At 68.0% G+C, this 15,723-nt stretch carries 17 protein-coding genes; 6 read left to right on the top strand and 11 right to left on the bottom strand.

Annotation, left to right across the window (positions count from 1 at the left end):
* Positions 1-119: 119 nt before the first annotated feature.
* A complete protein-coding gene (locus G6N34_RS01005) occupies positions 120-296 on the bottom strand; it encodes a hypothetical protein (protein ID WP_163645260.1) in 177 nt (58 codons plus the stop codon).
* Between the two features lie 178 nt (positions 297-474).
* Between G6N34_RS01005 and G6N34_RS01000 the strand changes: the two genes are divergently transcribed.
* Both G6N34_RS01000 and G6N34_RS00995 read left to right on the top strand, forming a co-directional pair.
* On the top strand, positions 475-1,632 hold the full coding sequence (locus G6N34_RS01000) for an LLM class flavin-dependent oxidoreductase (protein ID WP_220097365.1): 1,158 nt from the start codon (positions 475-477) through the stop codon (positions 1,630-1,632).
* Positions 1,633-1,640: 8 nt separating this feature from the next.
* Positions 1,641-3,020, top strand: coding sequence for an NtaA/DmoA family FMN-dependent monooxygenase (locus G6N34_RS00995; RefSeq protein WP_085153527.1), 1,380 nt, complete (start codon positions 1,641-1,643; stop codon positions 3,018-3,020).
* 4 nt (positions 3,021-3,024) lie between these two features.
* On the opposite strand, the gene G6N34_RS00990 is transcribed toward G6N34_RS00995, so the two are convergent.
* The 8 genes from G6N34_RS00990 to G6N34_RS00955 all read right to left on the bottom strand — a co-directional run bounded on the left by G6N34_RS00990 (position 3,025) and on the right by G6N34_RS00955 (position 10,397).
* Entirely contained in the window at positions 3,025-3,726 is a 702-nt protein-coding gene (locus tag G6N34_RS00990) for a hypothetical protein (RefSeq protein ID WP_109788572.1), read from the bottom strand.
* Complete coding sequence (locus G6N34_RS00985; protein WP_085153629.1) at positions 3,723-4,601, bottom strand: vWA domain-containing protein; 879 nt, start codon at positions 4,599-4,601, stop codon at positions 3,723-3,725. The genes G6N34_RS00990 and G6N34_RS00985 overlap by 4 nt, the downstream gene beginning before the upstream one ends.
* Positions 4,598-5,566, bottom strand: coding sequence for a vWA domain-containing protein (locus G6N34_RS00980; RefSeq protein WP_085153529.1), 969 nt, complete (start codon positions 5,564-5,566; stop codon positions 4,598-4,600). The genes G6N34_RS00985 and G6N34_RS00980 overlap by 4 nt, the downstream gene beginning before the upstream one ends.
* Positions 5,557-6,030: a hypothetical protein gene (locus tag G6N34_RS00975; RefSeq protein WP_085153531.1), complete on the bottom strand. Its 474-nt coding sequence runs from the start codon at positions 6,028-6,030 to the stop codon at positions 5,557-5,559. The genes G6N34_RS00980 and G6N34_RS00975 overlap by 10 nt, the downstream gene beginning before the upstream one ends.
* A complete protein-coding gene (locus tag G6N34_RS00970) occupies positions 6,020-6,892 on the bottom strand; it encodes a DUF58 domain-containing protein (RefSeq protein ID WP_085153533.1) in 873 nt (290 codons plus the stop codon). The genes G6N34_RS00975 and G6N34_RS00970 overlap by 11 nt, the downstream gene beginning before the upstream one ends.
* A 7-nt stretch (positions 6,893-6,899) precedes the next feature.
* Complete coding sequence (locus G6N34_RS00965; protein ID WP_085153535.1) at positions 6,900-7,901, bottom strand: AAA family ATPase; 1,002 nt, start codon at positions 7,899-7,901, stop codon at positions 6,900-6,902.
* A 275-nt stretch (positions 7,902-8,176) separates the two neighbouring features.
* Positions 8,177-9,493, bottom strand: coding sequence for a spinster family MFS transporter (locus tag G6N34_RS00960; RefSeq protein ID WP_085153537.1), 1,317 nt, complete (start codon positions 9,491-9,493; stop codon positions 8,177-8,179).
* Between the two features lie 49 nt (positions 9,494-9,542).
* Positions 9,543-10,397 carry a DKNYY domain-containing protein gene (locus tag G6N34_RS00955; RefSeq protein WP_234812977.1) on the bottom strand — a complete coding sequence of 285 codons (855 nt, stop codon included), beginning with the start codon at positions 10,395-10,397 and terminating at the stop codon, positions 9,543-9,545.
* 130 nt (positions 10,398-10,527) lie between these two features.
* Here G6N34_RS00955 and G6N34_RS00950 point away from each other — a divergent pair, with 130 nt between their 5' ends.
* Positions 10,528-11,433: an NAD(P)-dependent oxidoreductase gene (locus tag G6N34_RS00950; protein ID WP_085153539.1), complete on the top strand. Its 906-nt coding sequence runs from the start codon at positions 10,528-10,530 to the stop codon at positions 11,431-11,433.
* On the opposite strand, the gene G6N34_RS00945 is transcribed toward G6N34_RS00950, so the two are convergent.
* Positions 11,416-12,243, bottom strand: coding sequence for an SDR family oxidoreductase (locus tag G6N34_RS00945; RefSeq protein WP_085153541.1), 828 nt, complete (start codon positions 12,241-12,243; stop codon positions 11,416-11,418). The two genes, G6N34_RS00950 and G6N34_RS00945, sit on opposite strands and share 18 nt — an antisense overlap.
* A 68-nt stretch (positions 12,244-12,311) precedes the next feature.
* Complete coding sequence (locus G6N34_RS00940) at positions 12,312-13,247, bottom strand: enoyl-CoA hydratase (RefSeq protein WP_085153543.1); 936 nt, start codon at positions 13,245-13,247, stop codon at positions 12,312-12,314.
* Positions 13,248-13,437: 190 nt separating this feature from the next.
* Here G6N34_RS00940 and G6N34_RS00935 point away from each other — a divergent pair, with 190 nt between their 5' ends.
* The 3 genes from G6N34_RS00935 to G6N34_RS00930 are packed head-to-tail and all read left to right on the top strand — an operon-like array spanning position 13,438 to position 15,519.
* Complete coding sequence (locus G6N34_RS00935) at positions 13,438-13,836, top strand: hypothetical protein (protein ID WP_085153545.1); 399 nt, start codon at positions 13,438-13,440, stop codon at positions 13,834-13,836.
* Positions 13,837-13,893: 57 nt separating this feature from the next.
* On the top strand, positions 13,894-14,058 hold the full coding sequence (locus G6N34_RS27550) for a hypothetical protein (RefSeq protein ID WP_109788573.1): 165 nt from the start codon (positions 13,894-13,896) through the stop codon (positions 14,056-14,058).
* Positions 14,059-15,519 (top strand): alpha,alpha-trehalose-phosphate synthase (UDP-forming), encoded by a 1,461-nt coding sequence (locus G6N34_RS00930; RefSeq protein ID WP_085153547.1) that lies wholly within the window; start codon positions 14,059-14,061, stop codon positions 15,517-15,519.
* Positions 15,520-15,723: the final 204 nt, after the last annotated feature.

Raw genomic sequence — 15,723 nt, 5'->3', positions numbered from 1 at the left:
ACTTAAACCTCTGCGAAAACACGCCGAGGGTCGTCGCAGACGTTTAAGTCTCGCCGTCAGGCTGGCGGGCAGGAGGGCCGACGCACCTCGGCCGGGCCAGGGTCGGGCGGAAGCAGCACCTAGTTCTCGTCGGCGACCTGCCGCCGGCTCTGCTGCAGACCGGGCCCGTCCGGGTCCTCGTCCTGGTGCTCAAGTTGTCGCTGCAGTTCCCGCTGCTCCTCGGTCGCCTGGGTCGCATCCTTCGGGTGGGGTGGCGGGCTGGCCTGCTGTTCCATACCGACGCTGGTTCTCCCCATTCCACCCCGGCTAAACGCCCCACTTCGCCATCACGTCCATCCCGGTTGAACGCGCCAGTTTGCATCAGGCTGCGTCCATCGCTTCCCCGCAGTCCGCCACCGCAGAACACTGAGGGGGAATGCCGCGCCGCCAGCATGGCGTTGTCGCTGAAACCGCGCAGGAAAGTGAGGGCGACCGGTGACCGAACACCTCCACGTGGCCGTGGCCTTGGACGGCACGGGCTGGCACCCGGCCTCCTGGCGTGAGGCCGACGCCCGTCCCGCAGACCTCCTGAGCCCGCACTACTGGACCGACCTGGTCACCGAGGCCGAGCGCGGGCTGCTGACGTTCGTGACGATCGAGGACTCGCTGGCACTGCAGTCCGACGACCCACTGCACCCCGACACCCGCACCGACCGGGTCCGCGGCCGCCTCGACGCGGTGCTGATCGCGTCGCGCGTGGCCCCGCGGACCAGCCGGATCGGGTTGCTGCCCACGGCGGTCGTCACCCACACCGAACCGTTCCACCTGTCCAAGGCGATCGCGACGCTGGACTACGTCAGCCTCGGCCGCGCCGGAGTCCGCGTCCAGGTGGCGCCCAGCCCGCAGACGGCCCGCCACTTCGGCCGGCGCGTCATCCCCGACCGCTCCGAGGACCTGGCGACCGAACTGTTCGACGAGGCGGCGGACTACGTCGAGGTACTGCGGCGACTCTGGGACAGCTGGGAGGACGACGCCGAGATCCGCGACGCCGCCACGGGCCGGTTCGTCGACCGGAAAAAGCTGCACTACATCGACTTCCAGGGTGCCAGGTTCTCCGTGAAGGGCCCGTCCATCACACCCCGCCCGCCGCAGGCGCAGCCGATCGTCGCCGCCCTGTCCCACCGCGCCTCCGGATTTCCGCTGCTGGCCGGCAGCACCGACGTCGGCTTCATCACGCCACGCGACACCACGGAGGCCGCACAGGCCGTCGAGGCGATCGCCGCGCTGCGCAGCGGTCCGCACCCGGTCCGCGTGTTCGCCGACCTGGTGGTCTTCCTCGCCGACACTCCCGCCGAGGCCCAGGCCCGGAAGGCGCGGCTCGACGGCATCGTCGGGGACGAATACTCCAGCGATGCCGAGGTTTTCGTCGGCACACCGGCCCAGCTCGCCGACCTGCTCACCGACCGGCAGTCCGCGGGCCTGTCCGGATTCCGGCTGCGGCCCGCGACCCTGCCGTACGACCTGCTGCAGATCACCGCGCATCTGGTGCCGGAACTCCAGCGGCGCAATGCCTTCCACACCGAGTACACGGGCGCGACGCTGCGCGAACAACTCGGCCTTCCCCGCCCGGCCAACCGCTACGCCACCGCCTGAGGACTCTCATGACCAAGCCCGTCAAGCAGATTCATCTGGCCGCCCACTTCCCCGGCGTGAACAACACCACGGTGTGGAGCGACCCGAACTCCGGCAGCCACATCGACTTCTCGTCGTTCGTGCACTTCGCCCAGACCGCCGAACGCGGAAAGTTCGACTTCCTGTTTCTGGCCGAGGGCCTGCGTCTGCGGGAACAGGGCGGGCAGATCTACGACCTCGACGTCGTCGGCCGACCGGACACCTTCACGGTGCTGGCCGCACTGGCCGCGGTCACCGACCGTCTCGGCTTGACCGGCACCATCAACTCGACGTTCAACGAACCGTACGAGGTGGCCCGCCAGTTCGCGTCGCTCGACCATCTGTCGGAGGGGCGTGCGGCCTGGAACGTCGTGACGTCCTGGGATGCGTTCACCGGTGAGAACTTCCGCCGCGGCGGGTTCCTGCCCGAGAGCCAGCGCTATGAGCGGGCCGAGAGTTTCCTGGCCGCCACCCACACGCTGTTCGACTCATGGAACGGCGACGGGATCGCCGCCGACAAGAACAGCGGCACATTCCTGACCGATCCGCAGGCCGGCGAATTCTCCTACCGAGACGATCATTTCGACATCAGCGGACGGTTCAACGTGCCGCGCAGCCCGCAGGGCCGCCCCGTGATCTTCCAGGCCGGCGACTCCGACCGCGGACGCGAGTTCGCCGCCGCGGCGGCCGATGCGATCTTCTCCCGATACGGCACCCTCGAAGAGGGGCAGGCGTTCTTCAACGACGTCAAGGGCCGACTGGCCAAGTACGGCCGCCGGTACGACGACCTGCTGATCCTGCCCGCCGCGACATTCGTGCTGGGCGACACCGACGCCGAGGCCGCCGACCTCGCGCATGAGGTGCGGTTGGCGCAGGTGTCCCCGCAGACCGCGATCAAGTTCCTCGAACAACTGTGGAACCGCGACCTGTCCGACCACGACCCGGACGGCCCGCTGCCGGCGGTGGACCCGGTCGTCGGGGAGAACACCATCGCGCGGGGCCGGGCCAGCGTGCGGATGCACCGCGATCCGATCGCGGTGGCCAACCAGTGGCGCGCGAAGGCCGAGGCCGAGAACCTGACCACCCGTGAACTGATCATCGAAGTCACTGGACGACAGAACTTCGTCGGATCACCCGAGACGGTCGCTGAGTCGATCAATCGCCTGGTGCAGGCCGATGCGAGCGACGGGTTCATCCTGGTGCCGCATGTCACGCCGGGCGGTCTCGACCCGTTCGTGGACAAGGTGGTGCCCCTGCTTCAGGAGCGCGGCGTGTTCCGCTCCGACTACACCGGCACCACACTGCGGGACCATCTCGGGTTGGCCCAGCCACATCGCAGCGGCAACCGCGCGTCCACTGTCGCGAGCTGACGGCTCAGCTCGCGGCGTCGCGCAGGATCTGCCCCAGCTTGTCCAGCGGGTCACCTGCGCCCGGTTCCAGGCGCAGACGGGTGTCCTCCTCGGTGGACCCCTCGTCGGAACCTGAAGCCGGAGACGGAGGGGGCGCACCCGCCGGCGGCGGGGATGGGGGCGGCGGCACCGCCGACCGGGCCGCCTCGAGTTTGGCGGTCAATCTCGGTACTGCGTTCTGGCGCACGGCCTGCCGGTCCGAATCGTCGTCGGTGTTCCCGGCGAAGCAGCCCGAGGGTGCCTGCTCGACGACCTCCAACGCTCGCAGGTACTGCTCGGTGGCCTGATGGCCGTCCAACGCCGCGAACGCGCGGTCGCCGAGCGTCTCACGGACCAGCGCCAGGTTGATCCGAACCGGGCAGGACTCCTCGGCCCCAACCAGAGACAGTGCCTGCGTGAACCGGGTGTCGGCTTCCCCGAGTCTGTTGTCCAACATCGCGGCGGCGCCCGCGGCGCTGTGCGCCTGGGCGGGTTCGATGATGTTCACTGTGCCCAGCACGCCCGCCGCGGCGCGCACTCCCCCGGCGTCCCGGTCGTCGAAAGCCGAAGCCGCCCACTGCCCGGCGATCACCACCGACACCAGCTTGATCACGACGGCCACCAGCAGAACCGCGACCGGTGCCGAGAAGATCAGCAGTCGGCGACGCAACACCAGCCTGGGGGTCATGGCGGCACCTGGCCCACGGGCAGCCTGGTCCGGCGGAGGTCGCGCAGCACCAGGAACAGTTCTGCGAGCACGAGCACGCCGGCCAACGCGGCCAAGGCCCAGTACACCTCGTAGCGCTCCCCCGCCGCGGTCTGGGTGGTCTGCCCCTCCTGAGCCGGGCCGGTGTCGGCAGGCAGCGCGGCTCCGTCGAAGCGGGGCACGAACGGCACCCCGATCTGATCGGCGACAGCCCGCAGGGACGCCTCCCCCATCGGCGTGTAACCCACCACCGCTCCACCCGAGACCTCTCCCTCTGGCAGGGTGAATTTCCTTGGTGGGATGTCAGTTTCGGATGCTCCGGCGCCCAGGTAGTAGACCAGATTGCGGGCCCGCGGGTACTGTTGCGCGGCACTGATGAGCTGGTATCGGAGCAGGTTGGCTGCGGCCCCGACATCGCCGGCATCGGACCCCGACGCGGTCATCGCGGCCACGATCGAGCGCAGGCTCCAGGTGTCGGCCGAAAGCGGCCAGTCCACCGAGGGCCGGGACGTGAACCCGATCAGAGCGAACCGGGCATCAGGATGGCGGTCGAGGAGTTCGTCGATGTCGTCGCGGGCCGCAGGCATGTCCATACCCGCGGATCGGTCGAGCAGGACGAACACATTCGGGGCGGTCTCACCGGCGACGCGCGGGGGCGCACCGTCGTCACCGAACACGGGTCGCATCGCCGCAAGGACCAACAGCACTGCGGCCGAAGTGACTGCGCCCCAACGCCACATCGCCAGTCGCGAATGCCCGTCACGACGCAGGCGCCGGAACGTGATCACCCGCGCGGTCAGCAGGGCCACCGCGATGAGCGCCAGAATCAGGGGCGGCAAGACCGGATGCAGGGTCATCGGTGCATCACCACCGGCCACAGGGCCAACGCGAGCAGCGCGATCAGCGCCACCGTCAACGGCACGTCCGGCGTCTCGGTGGCGCGGACGGGTCCTGCGGCGGCCTCGACCGATGCGCCGGGCAGATGACTTCGGATGTCGGCAAGGCGTTCGGGCACCCCGTCTTCCGCGGGGTACGTCCGTCCTCCCGTGGCCTCCGCCATGGCCGCGACATCCGCGTCGTCGCCTCCGGTCACCACGGAGTTGAGCTGTATACCAGCGTGCGAGGCCAATTCGGTGACCTCACCAATGGAGAAAAGCGACGGTTCGGCATCGGACAGGGCCCCGGGCCCGATGTAGATCAGCGAACGCCGTTGCGCACTGGGCTCCTCGAACTGCGGGAACCCCGTCAAGCAGAGGCCCAGCAGGTCCGGGAGAGTCACAGCGTAATCGGCGTAGGACACCGGGCGCACGAACGCGGGCGAATCACCCTGCTGTTCGACGGGCCGCGCATAGTCGGCGAACTGTGCTGCGGCGTACTGATAGTCGCGAGTCAACGGCACCACTCGACGGTTGGCCGAAGTCAGCCCGATGCGTTCGGTGCCGAAGGTCGGGATGGCGTCGGCGAAGAACTGCAGGGCCTCCCCCATGGCCGGATCCGTCGGCGGTGCGCCGACGCACACCATGATGTCCTCGGGGGCGGCGCTGTCGGAATACGGAGAGAGGGTGGGTCCCCCGGTGGGACGTGAGGCGGCGACGACCGCCGCGACGAAGGTCACCAGCAGCAGTGCGACGGCCGCGATCGCGGCGATGGTCCGCATGCGGACGGCACGGCGGTACTCCGGCAGACGAGTCAGACGAGACACGTTCGCCAGGGGGCGCAGCACACGCTTTGCTGCCGACCATGGCCACAGCAGGGCCCCCGCCACGCAGACCGCCAGCGCGACCATGCCGAGGATCGCGACCAGCCACCAGGTCAGTTCCATGCCCGGATCAACTCCTCGACCGCATCCGCCGTCGCGTTGACGTCGACCGTGGACGCGGCGTTGAACTGTGCGTCGTTGAGGTCGGCGAGCAGCGGTGCGGCGGAACGCAGGTCACTCGCGGCGATGTCGGCGACCTGCATGTACTGCGCGCGCACCCCGGTGGCGTCGGTCAGAAACGCCCGCAACTGCGTGCTGATCGCGGCACTCGCGGACGCGCCGGCCAGGTCTCCGGAACGGTGCCGCGCGCGAATCGCTTTGACAGCACGCACATACCGGCGTTTAGCCAGGGCGATCTTGGCGGACCCGACGACGGGGAGGTCGCGGACGCGCCGATCGGGTGCGGTCAGTGCGAACACCGCCGAATACCAGCCGATCACCACGGCGATCAGCAGGGCCGCCACCACCAACCACCACCACGAGAACGGCGCCGGACCGCTGACGTAGCGGAGCAGATCATCCGGCACGGCCGTAGACCTCGGTCATCTCGGTCAGCGCCATCCGGATTTGGCGGCTGCCCCCGATCAGCGCGTGCGGCACGCCATGTGCGGCCATGAACTCCGAAAGTCGCTGCCGCCGATCCAGTTCGGCGCGGCGATACGCATCCAGCACAGCCGGGCCCAGTTCTGCGCCACTGAAGACGACGCGTCCGTCGGCCACGTCGTAACCGGCCTGATCATCCTCGACCGAACTGATGACCGGCATATCGCTGACCATCGCCCACATCACGTCGTGCAGCGTCGCCAAGGGGCGCAACACCTCGCTGAGTCGATCGCCGACGTCCGGTTCGTCGGACACCACGAAGATCAGCATCGGATGCCGGTGATGCCTTGCCACCCAGTCCAACTGCTCGAGCACGTCGCTGCGCGCCGGGACCTCCGTGGTGTGCTGAACGAACCGATGCAGCATGCGCTCCACATGCGTCTCACCGCGCCGCAACGGGATGTCGACACATCCGCGGGCGTCGCCGAACACCATCCCGATCTGATCCGAGCGGCGCAGCGTGATCAGCCCCAGCGCACCGATCACATGCATGGCCACGTCCCGCCGGAGTTCACCTGAGGGCGCCAGGCCCGCGGTGTCGCGGCCCGCGTCGGCGATCACCAGGATCTTGTGGTGCTTCTCCGACACGAAACGCTTGATCAGGGTGTGCCCGGACCGTGCGGTGGCCTTCCAATCGATGTCACGAACGTCGTCACCCGGCACGTAGGGCCGGAGGTCGTCGAACTCCAGGCTGCGGGTGTGCACCAGGGCATACCGTCCGCCCTCCAGAAATCCACCGGTGTCGCGGCCGAAGTGTGCGCGTGCGGCGTCCAGATGCTTACCCACGGCGGCCTCACGGAACCCGGACCGCTTGCAGCACAGCGTCGACGATCGTGTCCGGCGTGACTCGTTCGGTCGTGGCCTGGAAACCGAGGATGAGCCGATGCCGCAGGACGCGGTGCGCCAGGTGTGCGATGTCCTGGGGGATCACGTGCCCCCGACCGCGCAACACCGCCAATGCCCGCGCGGTCCGGCAGAACGCGATGGTGGCGCGGGGACTCGCGCCGTACTCGATGAGTCGCGCCAGATGGGTCGGGAGATGACGCTCGGGCGTCCGCGTCACGGAGACCAGGCTGCTGGCGTAGCGGACCAGGTCGGTATCCATGTGGACGGCGCCGGCGAGCATCTGCACCCGCCGGATCTCCGGCAGGCCCACCACCGGCGGCACGCTGTGGTCCTTGTTGTACAGGCCGGCGTCCATGCGGGCGATGACCTCTACCTCATCCTCCACCGAGGGGTAGCGCACCACCTCCTTGAGCATGAACCGGTCCGTCTGCGCCTCGGACAACGGATACGTGCCCTCCTGATCCACCGGGTTCTGCGTGGCGATCACGAGGAATGGGTCCGGGATCGGGTGTTCGACGCCGGCGACGGTGGTCTGGCGCTCCTCCATGGCCTCGAGCATCGCGCTCTGGGTCTTGGCGCTGGACCGGTTGATCTCGTCGAGCAGCACGATGTTGGCGTGCACGGGGCCGAGCACGGTGACGAACGAGTTGGTGGCGGCCTCGTAGATCTGGGTGCCGATGATGTCGCTGGGCAGCAGATCCGGGGTGCACTGGATCCGGCGGAAGCTGCCGTCGATGGACTGCGCGACCACACGCGCCGCGGTGGTCTTCGCCAACCCGGGCACGCTTTCGAGCAGCAGATGCCCGCCTGCCAGCAGGGCCAGCAACATCGACTCCCGAAGGTGATCCTGTCCCACCACCCGGGCCGAGAAGGCCGAGCCCACGGTGCCGATGATGCCCTGCGCCTCGGCCAGATCGCGACGGTCCAGTTGCGAGCGTGCTGCGGTCATGAAGGCCTTCCGGTTGGAATCAGTATCCGCGGTATACCCGACGGATTCGACTTCATGCCTGCGCGCCGGGACGACGGCAGGCGCGGCACGGGCGGCAACCGCTGGTCACGGGCAGTGCCCTCACGCTGCCCGATGTGTTATCACCATCACCTGACGGAACCGTCAGCCACATGGTCGACACCGAAGACGACGGCAACAACGCCTGGCAGATCACCGATGTCGGTGGGATCGTCGCCGCCATGGGTGGACGGTAGGAGGCCGATGGAACCGTCGGGTCACCCCACCGGCGTGGCCACCGCCTCAGGGATGTCGACGATCTCCTGCGCGAACCGGCGGTTCGCCCACAGATAGCAGCCGACGGAGATCACCTGGAACACCGGCACGAGAAACAGCGCGCGCTCCAACGCCATGTTGCCCAGTTCAGCGGTCAGGGCATCGCTGATCATGCCGGTCAGGAACGGCCCGAGCGATCCCACGACCGCGCCGAAGAAAAGGAAGATCGCCGAGGCCGTGGCCCGCTGCTCCGGACGCACCAGGCGCTGGATCGCGGCGATCGACGGCGCCATGTAGGCGGTGCCGATGACATAACTCAGCGCGATGCACCACACGGTGACTACCGCATCGTCGACCAGCAGTGCGGCGAGTGAGAACGGCACCATGGCCGCGGTCGTGATCGCCACGAGCCACAGCAGCCAGCGCGGGTCACGCGCGGATAACCGGTCGGCGAGGCGGCCGACGACCAGAAGCCCAAGCACGCCCGTCACGCCGCTGGCGACGCCGTACTGCCAGGCCACTTCGCCGAGAGACATTCCGCGACTGCGCATCAGGAACGCAGGCGCGAACGTCGTGAGGGCGTAACCGGCGACCGAGATGCACGCCGCTCCGGCCACGACGGCTCGATAACTGGGCTTGCTCAACAGATCCCACCAACGCCCCGACACGACCCGTTCGGTGGGCGCTTGGGCGGGCAGCGCCTGCCTCCGTCCCAGGACGAGAAGGACCAGCGGAGCCACGGCGATGCTCAACGCGCCCATGACCACGAACGCCGTCCGCCATCCCAGCGACTGCGCCAGCAGACCGCCGCCGATGAGGCTGGCCGCACTGGCGAGCGGAATCGACAGCGTGATCACGGCCAACGGCGCTGCCCGCTTGTGTGGGGCGAAGTTTCGCGCCACATACGCGTGAGCGGCCGGGGTGCTGCCCGCCTCGCCGATGGCGACGCCGACGCGAGTCAGCGCCAGTTGGAAGCCGGACTGCACCCAACCGCCGAGCATGGTCATCGCGCCCCACAACGTCAGGCAGGACGAGATCACCAATCCGAATGCCCCGCGGTCGGCGACCCGCGCGATGACGATGCCGAGTATCGCGTAGACGATCAGGAACCCGAACCCGTTGATGACTCCGATTGCGGTGTCGGACAAGGCAAGGTCGTTCTTGATCGGTTCGGCGAGCACGGCCGGCAGGAAGCGGTCGGCGTAGTTCAGCGTCCCCACGAGGGCCAGCAGGATGACGGCGGTCCATGCGTGCCGTGGCGTGTGTGTTGACTGATGGGCGGGATCGGTCACAGCCGTGTCGTCACCAGCGGTCCGCATCGGGGTAGCTTTACAGACCACCCCGTCGGTTGTCACGTTTTCGAAGTACTCACGGCGCGAACGAGATCGACGTCGCGGAGCAGCCGGAGACGGCGAGTCCGTCCGGGAAGGTCGCCGGATCGGTGTCGTCGATCGGTGTCTGCCGGTAATAGGCACGCCGCGTGTCGCCCGCACATTCGAAGTCGACGTTGAGCACACGGAACGACAGCGGGTCGGCTCCGTCGATGACCCTTCCCATCCAGTACACCCGTCGGTCGTCGGTCGCATAGGGACCGTCGATCACCTCAAAATTCGCGGGAGCCGCCTCGGCGACTCGGTCGGTGAAGTAGAAGATCGACCGGTCGTCGCGCGAGTACGCCCCGGAGAGCAGCCGGAAGCTGGAAGGGTTGGCATCGGCGATCTTCACACCGTTGACGTGGACGTCGGCGCTGCCCTTGGTGAACAGGTAGTGGTCGCCATCGGAGACGATCGCGAACCCCTTCGGGTCTCTCGACAGGATGCTGCCGTCGGACCAGTAGACCGCCGCGCGGTCCTTGGCCATATCGCCAGCCAGAAATTCGAAGTGGTCGGGGTCGTCACTGAGCAGCCGGTCAGCCTGGTGGACGTTCTTGTCGTCGCGGGCGAAGCCGGATCGGTCCAGCAGCACGAAGCTGCCCGGATCAGCCTCGGGCAGCGCGTTGCCGTCGTAGTAGACCCGTGTGCTGTCTCGGCCGTAGGTGCGGTCCAGAGCCTCGAACGTGGCGGCGTCCGCACCCTCAACGGTGACGGCGCTGCCGGGGAACGCCTTGAGGTGGAAGACCGTGTCACCGCGCACGTGGTAGCCCGCGGCGTCGAACAGCGAATCCGGTTCGCGGTCAGTGCACCCCACCGCCAGCACTGCGACCAGGCCGCCCAGCAACCCCACGACCCAACCTGTCCTGTGTGGACGGGTCCACGAACCCCATATTTCCCCCATGGTGTCCACTCTCTCGCACTTTTGTGCCCAACACCGCGTTCCGGCGACGGCGGCATCCGATCTGGGCGAGGGTGTAGTGATGAGAATCGGATTCATCGGACTGGGCCGCATGGGCGCAGGAATCGCCGCCAATCTGCTCCGCGCGGGTCACGAGGTGACTGCGTACAACCGATCACCCGACAAGGTGGACGCCCTGGAACAGCAGGGCGCGCACCGCGCCGACACCGTGGCCGACGCCTGTCGGGGCGATGTCGTGTTCACGATGCTCGCCGACGACGATGCGGTGCGCGGTGTCACGTTCGGCGACGTCGATCTCGCCAACGGCATCCTTGACAGCCTGCCCTCGCCCGGTGTGCACATCTCGTGCAGCACCATCAGCGTCAGACTGAGCGCGCAACTGGCGCAGGCGCACGCCGACGCGGGTCAGCGCTTCGTCGCGGCCCCGGTCTTCGGCCGACCCGAGGCCGCCGCGGCCGCCACACTGTTCGTGGTCGCGGCGGGCGCACCCTCGGCCGTCGCGGACGTCGAGGGACTGTTCGACGCGATCGGACAGCGCACGTTCGTCGTCGCCGAAGATCCTCCCGCGGCCAACCTGATCAAGCTCAGCGGCAACTTCTTGATCGCCTCGGTGATCGAATCCCTCGGGGAGGCAATCGCTCTGGTCGGCAAGGCCGGCGTCGAGACCCACCAGTACGTGGACATCCTGACCTCTACCCTGTTCGGCGCCCCGGTGTACAAGACCTACGGCGGGCTGATCGCCGACGAACAGTTCGAACCGGCGGGATTCGCGGCGCCGCTGGGGCTGAAGGACATCCGCCTGGTGCTCGAGGCCGGTGAGCAGTTGGCGGTGCCGCTGCCGATCGCCGGGCTGCTACGGGACCGGTTCCTGACCCTGATCGCCAATGGCGGTGAACATTTGGACTGGTCCGCCATCGCGACCCTGTCGGCCAGCGACGCCGGCACCGGGTCAGACGACTCCGCGTAACCCGTCGGCGCCGAACGCGGGTTCGAGCAGACCCGAGATGTCCGGACCTCGGCGCAGCCCATGCCCGCCGTCGACATTGATCACCTGTCCGGTGACGTATTCAGCGGCGTCCGAGAGCAGGAACAGTGCGACGTTTGCGATGTCGGACACCTCGCCCACCCGTGGCAGCGGAGTGCACTGCCGGTAGTCCTCCAGGGTGGCCGGGAGTTCCATGATCGGGCCGACCATGTCGGTGCGGGTCAAACCGGGCCGAATGCCGTTGACGCGGACCCATGACGGCCCGAGTTCGTCGGCCGCGAGCTTGAGCAGAGCGTCCAGGGCCGACTTGGCTGGTCCGTAGGCCCCGAACCAACGATGGGTGTTGCTGGCCGCGATCGAGGAGATGCCGACGAAGGATCCGCCGCCGCCCCGCACCATCTCCCGCGCCGAGTGCTTGAGCACGTACATGGTGCCGTTGACGTTGAGATCCACAGTGCTGCGCCACAGTTCGGAGTCGGTCTGTGTGATCGGGCCGATGGTGTGGCTGCCGCCCGCGCTGTGTACGACGCCGTGCAGTCTGCCCGTCCAAGCCGTGGCGGCCTCGACAGCGCGGGACACCTCGTCCTCGTTGGTGACGTCGGCGGGTTCGTAGCGAACCGTTCCCGGGCCCTGCGCGGTGATCTCGTCGGCGGCGGCCGCCAAGCGGTCGGCGTTGCGACCGATGATCATCACGTTGGCGCCTGCGGCGGACAACGCTTCCGCGACACCCCTGCCGATTCCGCTTCCACCACCGGTGACCAGGTAGGTCCGATCCTCAAACGACAACTGCACACCGACTCCTCAAGAAAACTGGAACACGTTCCAATAATGCAATCACGACCGCGTCGGCGGCCGGACGGTTATGGCGTATCGCGCCGCGCCGGCTGAGTCCGCGGCGCGGTGCGCCAGTCCTCCACATCGGGCACCTGGGCGACGGGGAAACGGTTCTCGTTGTGCGCCGCCCAATGTGCGTGCCCCAGTTCATGAATGTGGAACGCATGACGCAGAGCCTCGGTGAAGCCCATCGCGTCGGAGGCCGCGTTGACCGAGTCCTTGATCAGCAGCGTGGCCATGGTGGGACGGGCGGCGATGCGCTTGGCGAATTCGAGGGTCTTGTCCTCCAACTCGGCGACGGGGAAGACCTTGGAGACCATGCCGAGGCGGTAGGCCTCGTCGGCGTCGATCGAATCACCGGTCAGCAGCAGTTCCTTGGCCTTGCGCGGACCGAACTCCCACGGGTGGGCGAAGTACTCGACACCGGGCATACCCAGCCGCGACGCCACGACGTCGCTGAACTTCGCGTTGTCGGCCGCGACGATCAGGTCGCAGGCCCAGATCAGCATGAGCCCGGCCGAGATCGCGTTGCCCTGCACCGAGGCGATCGTGATCTTGCGCAGATCCCGCCACCGGAAGGTGTTCTCGAAGTAGTAGTGCCATTCCTGCAGGTAGAGCTTCTCGACCATGCCCGGCCGGGTGGCGCCGTCGATCGCGAAGCTGGGGTGCATGCCGGGACCGGGCGTACGTTCGCGCAGCGCGGCATCCGACCCGAGGTCGTGTCCCGCGGAGAAATTCTTGCCGCGGGCACCCAGGATGATCACCCGCACGTCGTCGTCCGCCTCGGCACGGCGGAAGGCCTCGTCGAGCTGCACCAGCAGCGTCCGGTTCTGCGCGTTGTGCTCCGCGGGACGGTTCAACCAGACCCGCGCGATCCGGCCCTCGTCGACCGTCTCGTAAGTGACGAACTCGGGTGCGCTGGGCGCAGTGGATTCACCGTCGGTCTGCTCAGGCGTGGCCATTCCATGCACATTACAACTTCACGCCGGTACGTAAACCCCTGGGCCATTCGAGGCCCGCCCGCGGCGTTCTGGGGTCCCCCGCGGCCCACCAGTCGGCCCAAGCGGCGCGCGAGCAGGCGCTGCGACCACTACCATTCTTTCCTGCGTGAGTCCTGCCAGTTTCAGTTGGAACCCCACAGAAAGCGTGAGAATGCTCAACCTGAACAGTCGTACCCGACGGGTTGTCGTCGCGGGCAGTTTCGCCCTTGCCCTCTCGGCCGTACCCGCCGCTGCCATCCTGGTGCCCGGCTCGCCCGCAGCGACGCCCGTTGCGGCGTGCCCCGCCGGTGAGGTCGAGGATCTCTTCACCCTTCGCTGCATCTCCTCGGTGTCGCCCAACGTCCACGGCGGCCTCTACCCGACCGGTTCGCCCAACGTCGGGGCTGAGACCAACGCTCCCAAGCTCGAGGGCGTGCCGTGCCCGGGCTCCGTCCCCGGCGTGTGCCTCGAGCGCTCGCCCGGTGGCGCGCCCACGCCGGGCCAGGTCGGCAACGAGACCCTGCACCCGGGTGCCCAGGCCGAACTCGGCGGTGAGAACGCCGCGCGCTGACCGGTGTGCGGCCCTCTCCCTGGTGGGAAACTTTGGCGTGTCACCTATGGTTGAGTGATGCCCGCAAAAAGTGATCCTGCAGACCTCGGCGACGTCGAGCCGTTGGCTGACAGCACCGCCAGCCAGGCTCGACGCGTCGTCGCCGCGTACGCCACCGATGCCGATGAATGTCGGGTCTTCCTCGCGATGCTCGGCATTGGACCGTCAAAGCTCGAGGCGTAGGTGACAGCCGGGGACGGTGACCGCGCCCGATCCGGAGAGTCTGACTTCGTGGTGGTGGCCAACCGGCTGCCGATCGACATGGAGCGCCACCCGGACGGCAGCGTTACATGGAAGCGCAGTCCGGGTGGCCTCGTCACGGCCCTTGAGCCCCTGCTGCGCAAGCGTCGCGGCGCCTGGATCGGCTGGGCCGGCGTGGCCGAGGACGACGTCGACGTCATCGACGACCCCATCGTCGAGGATGACCTGCGGATGCAGCCGGTCCGGCTGAGTGCGCAGGACGTCGCCGAGTACTACGAGGGTTTCTCGAACGCGACGCTGTGGCCGCTGTACCACGACGTCATCGTCAAGCCGGTGTACCACCGCGAGTGGTGGGACCGGTATGTCGATGTCAACCGCCGGTTCGCCGAGGCCACCGCCAAGGAGGCCGCCCAGGGCGCCACGATCTGGGTCCAGGACTACCAGCTGCAGCTGGTGCCCAAGATGCTGCGGATGCTGCGGCCCGATCTTGTCATCGGCTTCTTCCTGCACATCCCGTTCCCGCCGGTCGAATTGTTCATGCAGATGCCGTGGCGCACCGAGATCACCGAGGGCCTGCTCGGCGCCGACCTGGTCGGCTTCCATCTGCCTGGCGGTGCGGAGAACTTCCTGTTCCTGGCACGCCGACTGATCGGCGCCAACACCTCGCGCGCCTCGGTGGGTGTGCGCTCGCGGTTCGGTGAGGTGCAGGTGGGCTTCCGCACCATCAAGGTCGGGGCCTTCCCCATCTCGATTGACTCCGACGAACTCGACCAGAAGGCGCGCAACCGCGACATCCGTCGGCGTGCGCGGGCGATCCGGGCCGAACTGGGCAACCCCCGCAAGATCCTGCTCGGCGTCGACCGGTTGGACTACACCAAAGGCATCGATGTCCGCCTCAAGGCGTTCACCGAACTGCTCGCCGAGGGCCGCGTGAACCGCGAGGACACGGTGCTGGTCCAGTTGGCCACCCCGAGTCGGGAACGCGTCGAGGCCTACCGCGTGCTGCGCGACGACATCGAGCGCCAGGTCGGCCACCTCAACGGTGAGTTCGGCGAGGTCGGCCACCCCGTCGTGCAGTACCTGCACCGTCCAGTCCCCCGAGACGAGCTCATCGCATTCTTCGTCGCGGCCGACATCATGCTGGTGACGCCGTTGCGCGACGGTATGAATCTGGTGGCCAAGGAGTATGTGGCCTGCCGCAGCGACCTCGGTGGCGCGTTGGTGCTCTCGGAGTTCACCGGCGCCGCCGCCGAACTCCGCCAGGCCTACCTGGTCAACCCGCACGATCTGGACGGCGTCAAGGACACCATCGTGGACGCCCTGACCCAGGAACCCGAAGAGGGCCGGCGGCGGATGCGTGCGCTGCGGCGGCAGGTGCTGGTGCACGACGTGGACCGCTGGGCGAGGGCGTTCTTGGACGCTCTGGCCGCCACGAAGAACTGAACCACAACAGCGGCCAAGGACGCCCTCGCCCAGAACACAAACCCCAGCGCGAGGGCGTTCTTGGACGCCCTGGCCGCCACGAAGAACTGATCCACAACAGCGGCCAAGGACGCCCTCGCCCAGAACACAAACCCCAGCGCGAGGGCGTTCTTGGACGCCCTGGCCGCCACGAAGAACTGAACCACAACAGCGGCCAAGGACGCC

This window comes from Mycolicibacterium confluentis, from assembly GCF_010729895.1.
Lineage (GTDB): Bacteria > Actinomycetota > Actinomycetes > Mycobacteriales > Mycobacteriaceae > Mycobacterium > Mycobacterium confluentis.
Note: the sequence above shows the minus strand (reverse complement) of the source record. Positions and strands in the feature narration are given on the sequence as shown.

What these genes read in the sequence shown, in the direction of transcription:
- G6N34_RS01005 (WP_163645260.1), bottom strand. Translation starts at nt 296, where the DNA reads ATGGGGAGAACCAGCGTCGGTATGGAACAGCAGGCCAGCCCGCCACCC.
- G6N34_RS00995 (WP_085153527.1), top strand. Translation starts at nt 1,641, where the DNA reads ATGACCAAGCCCGTCAAGCAGATTCATCTGGCCGCCCACTTCCCCGGC.
- G6N34_RS00990 (WP_109788572.1), bottom strand. Translation starts at nt 3,726, where the DNA reads ATGACCCCCAGGCTGGTGTTGCGTCGCCGACTGCTGATCTTCTCGGCA.
- G6N34_RS00985 (WP_085153629.1), bottom strand. Translation starts at nt 4,601, where the DNA reads ATGACCCTGCATCCGGTCTTGCCGCCCCTGATTCTGGCGCTCATCGCG.
- G6N34_RS00980 (WP_085153529.1), bottom strand. Translation starts at nt 5,566, where the DNA reads ATGGAACTGACCTGGTGGCTGGTCGCGATCCTCGGCATGGTCGCGCTG.
- G6N34_RS00965 (WP_085153535.1), bottom strand. Translation starts at nt 7,901, where the DNA reads ATGACCGCAGCACGCTCGCAACTGGACCGTCGCGATCTGGCCGAGGCG.
- G6N34_RS00960 (WP_085153537.1), bottom strand. Translation starts at nt 9,493, where the DNA reads ATGCGGACCGCTGGTGACGACACGGCTGTGACCGATCCCGCCCATCAG.
- G6N34_RS00950 (WP_085153539.1), top strand. Translation starts at nt 10,528, where the DNA reads ATGAGAATCGGATTCATCGGACTGGGCCGCATGGGCGCAGGAATCGCC.
- G6N34_RS00940 (WP_085153543.1), bottom strand. Translation starts at nt 13,247, where the DNA reads ATGGCCACGCCTGAGCAGACCGACGGTGAATCCACTGCGCCCAGCGCA.
- G6N34_RS00935 (WP_085153545.1), top strand. Translation starts at nt 13,438, where the DNA reads ATGCTCAACCTGAACAGTCGTACCCGACGGGTTGTCGTCGCGGGCAGT.
- G6N34_RS27550 (WP_109788573.1), top strand. Translation starts at nt 13,894, where the DNA reads ATGCCCGCAAAAAGTGATCCTGCAGACCTCGGCGACGTCGAGCCGTTG.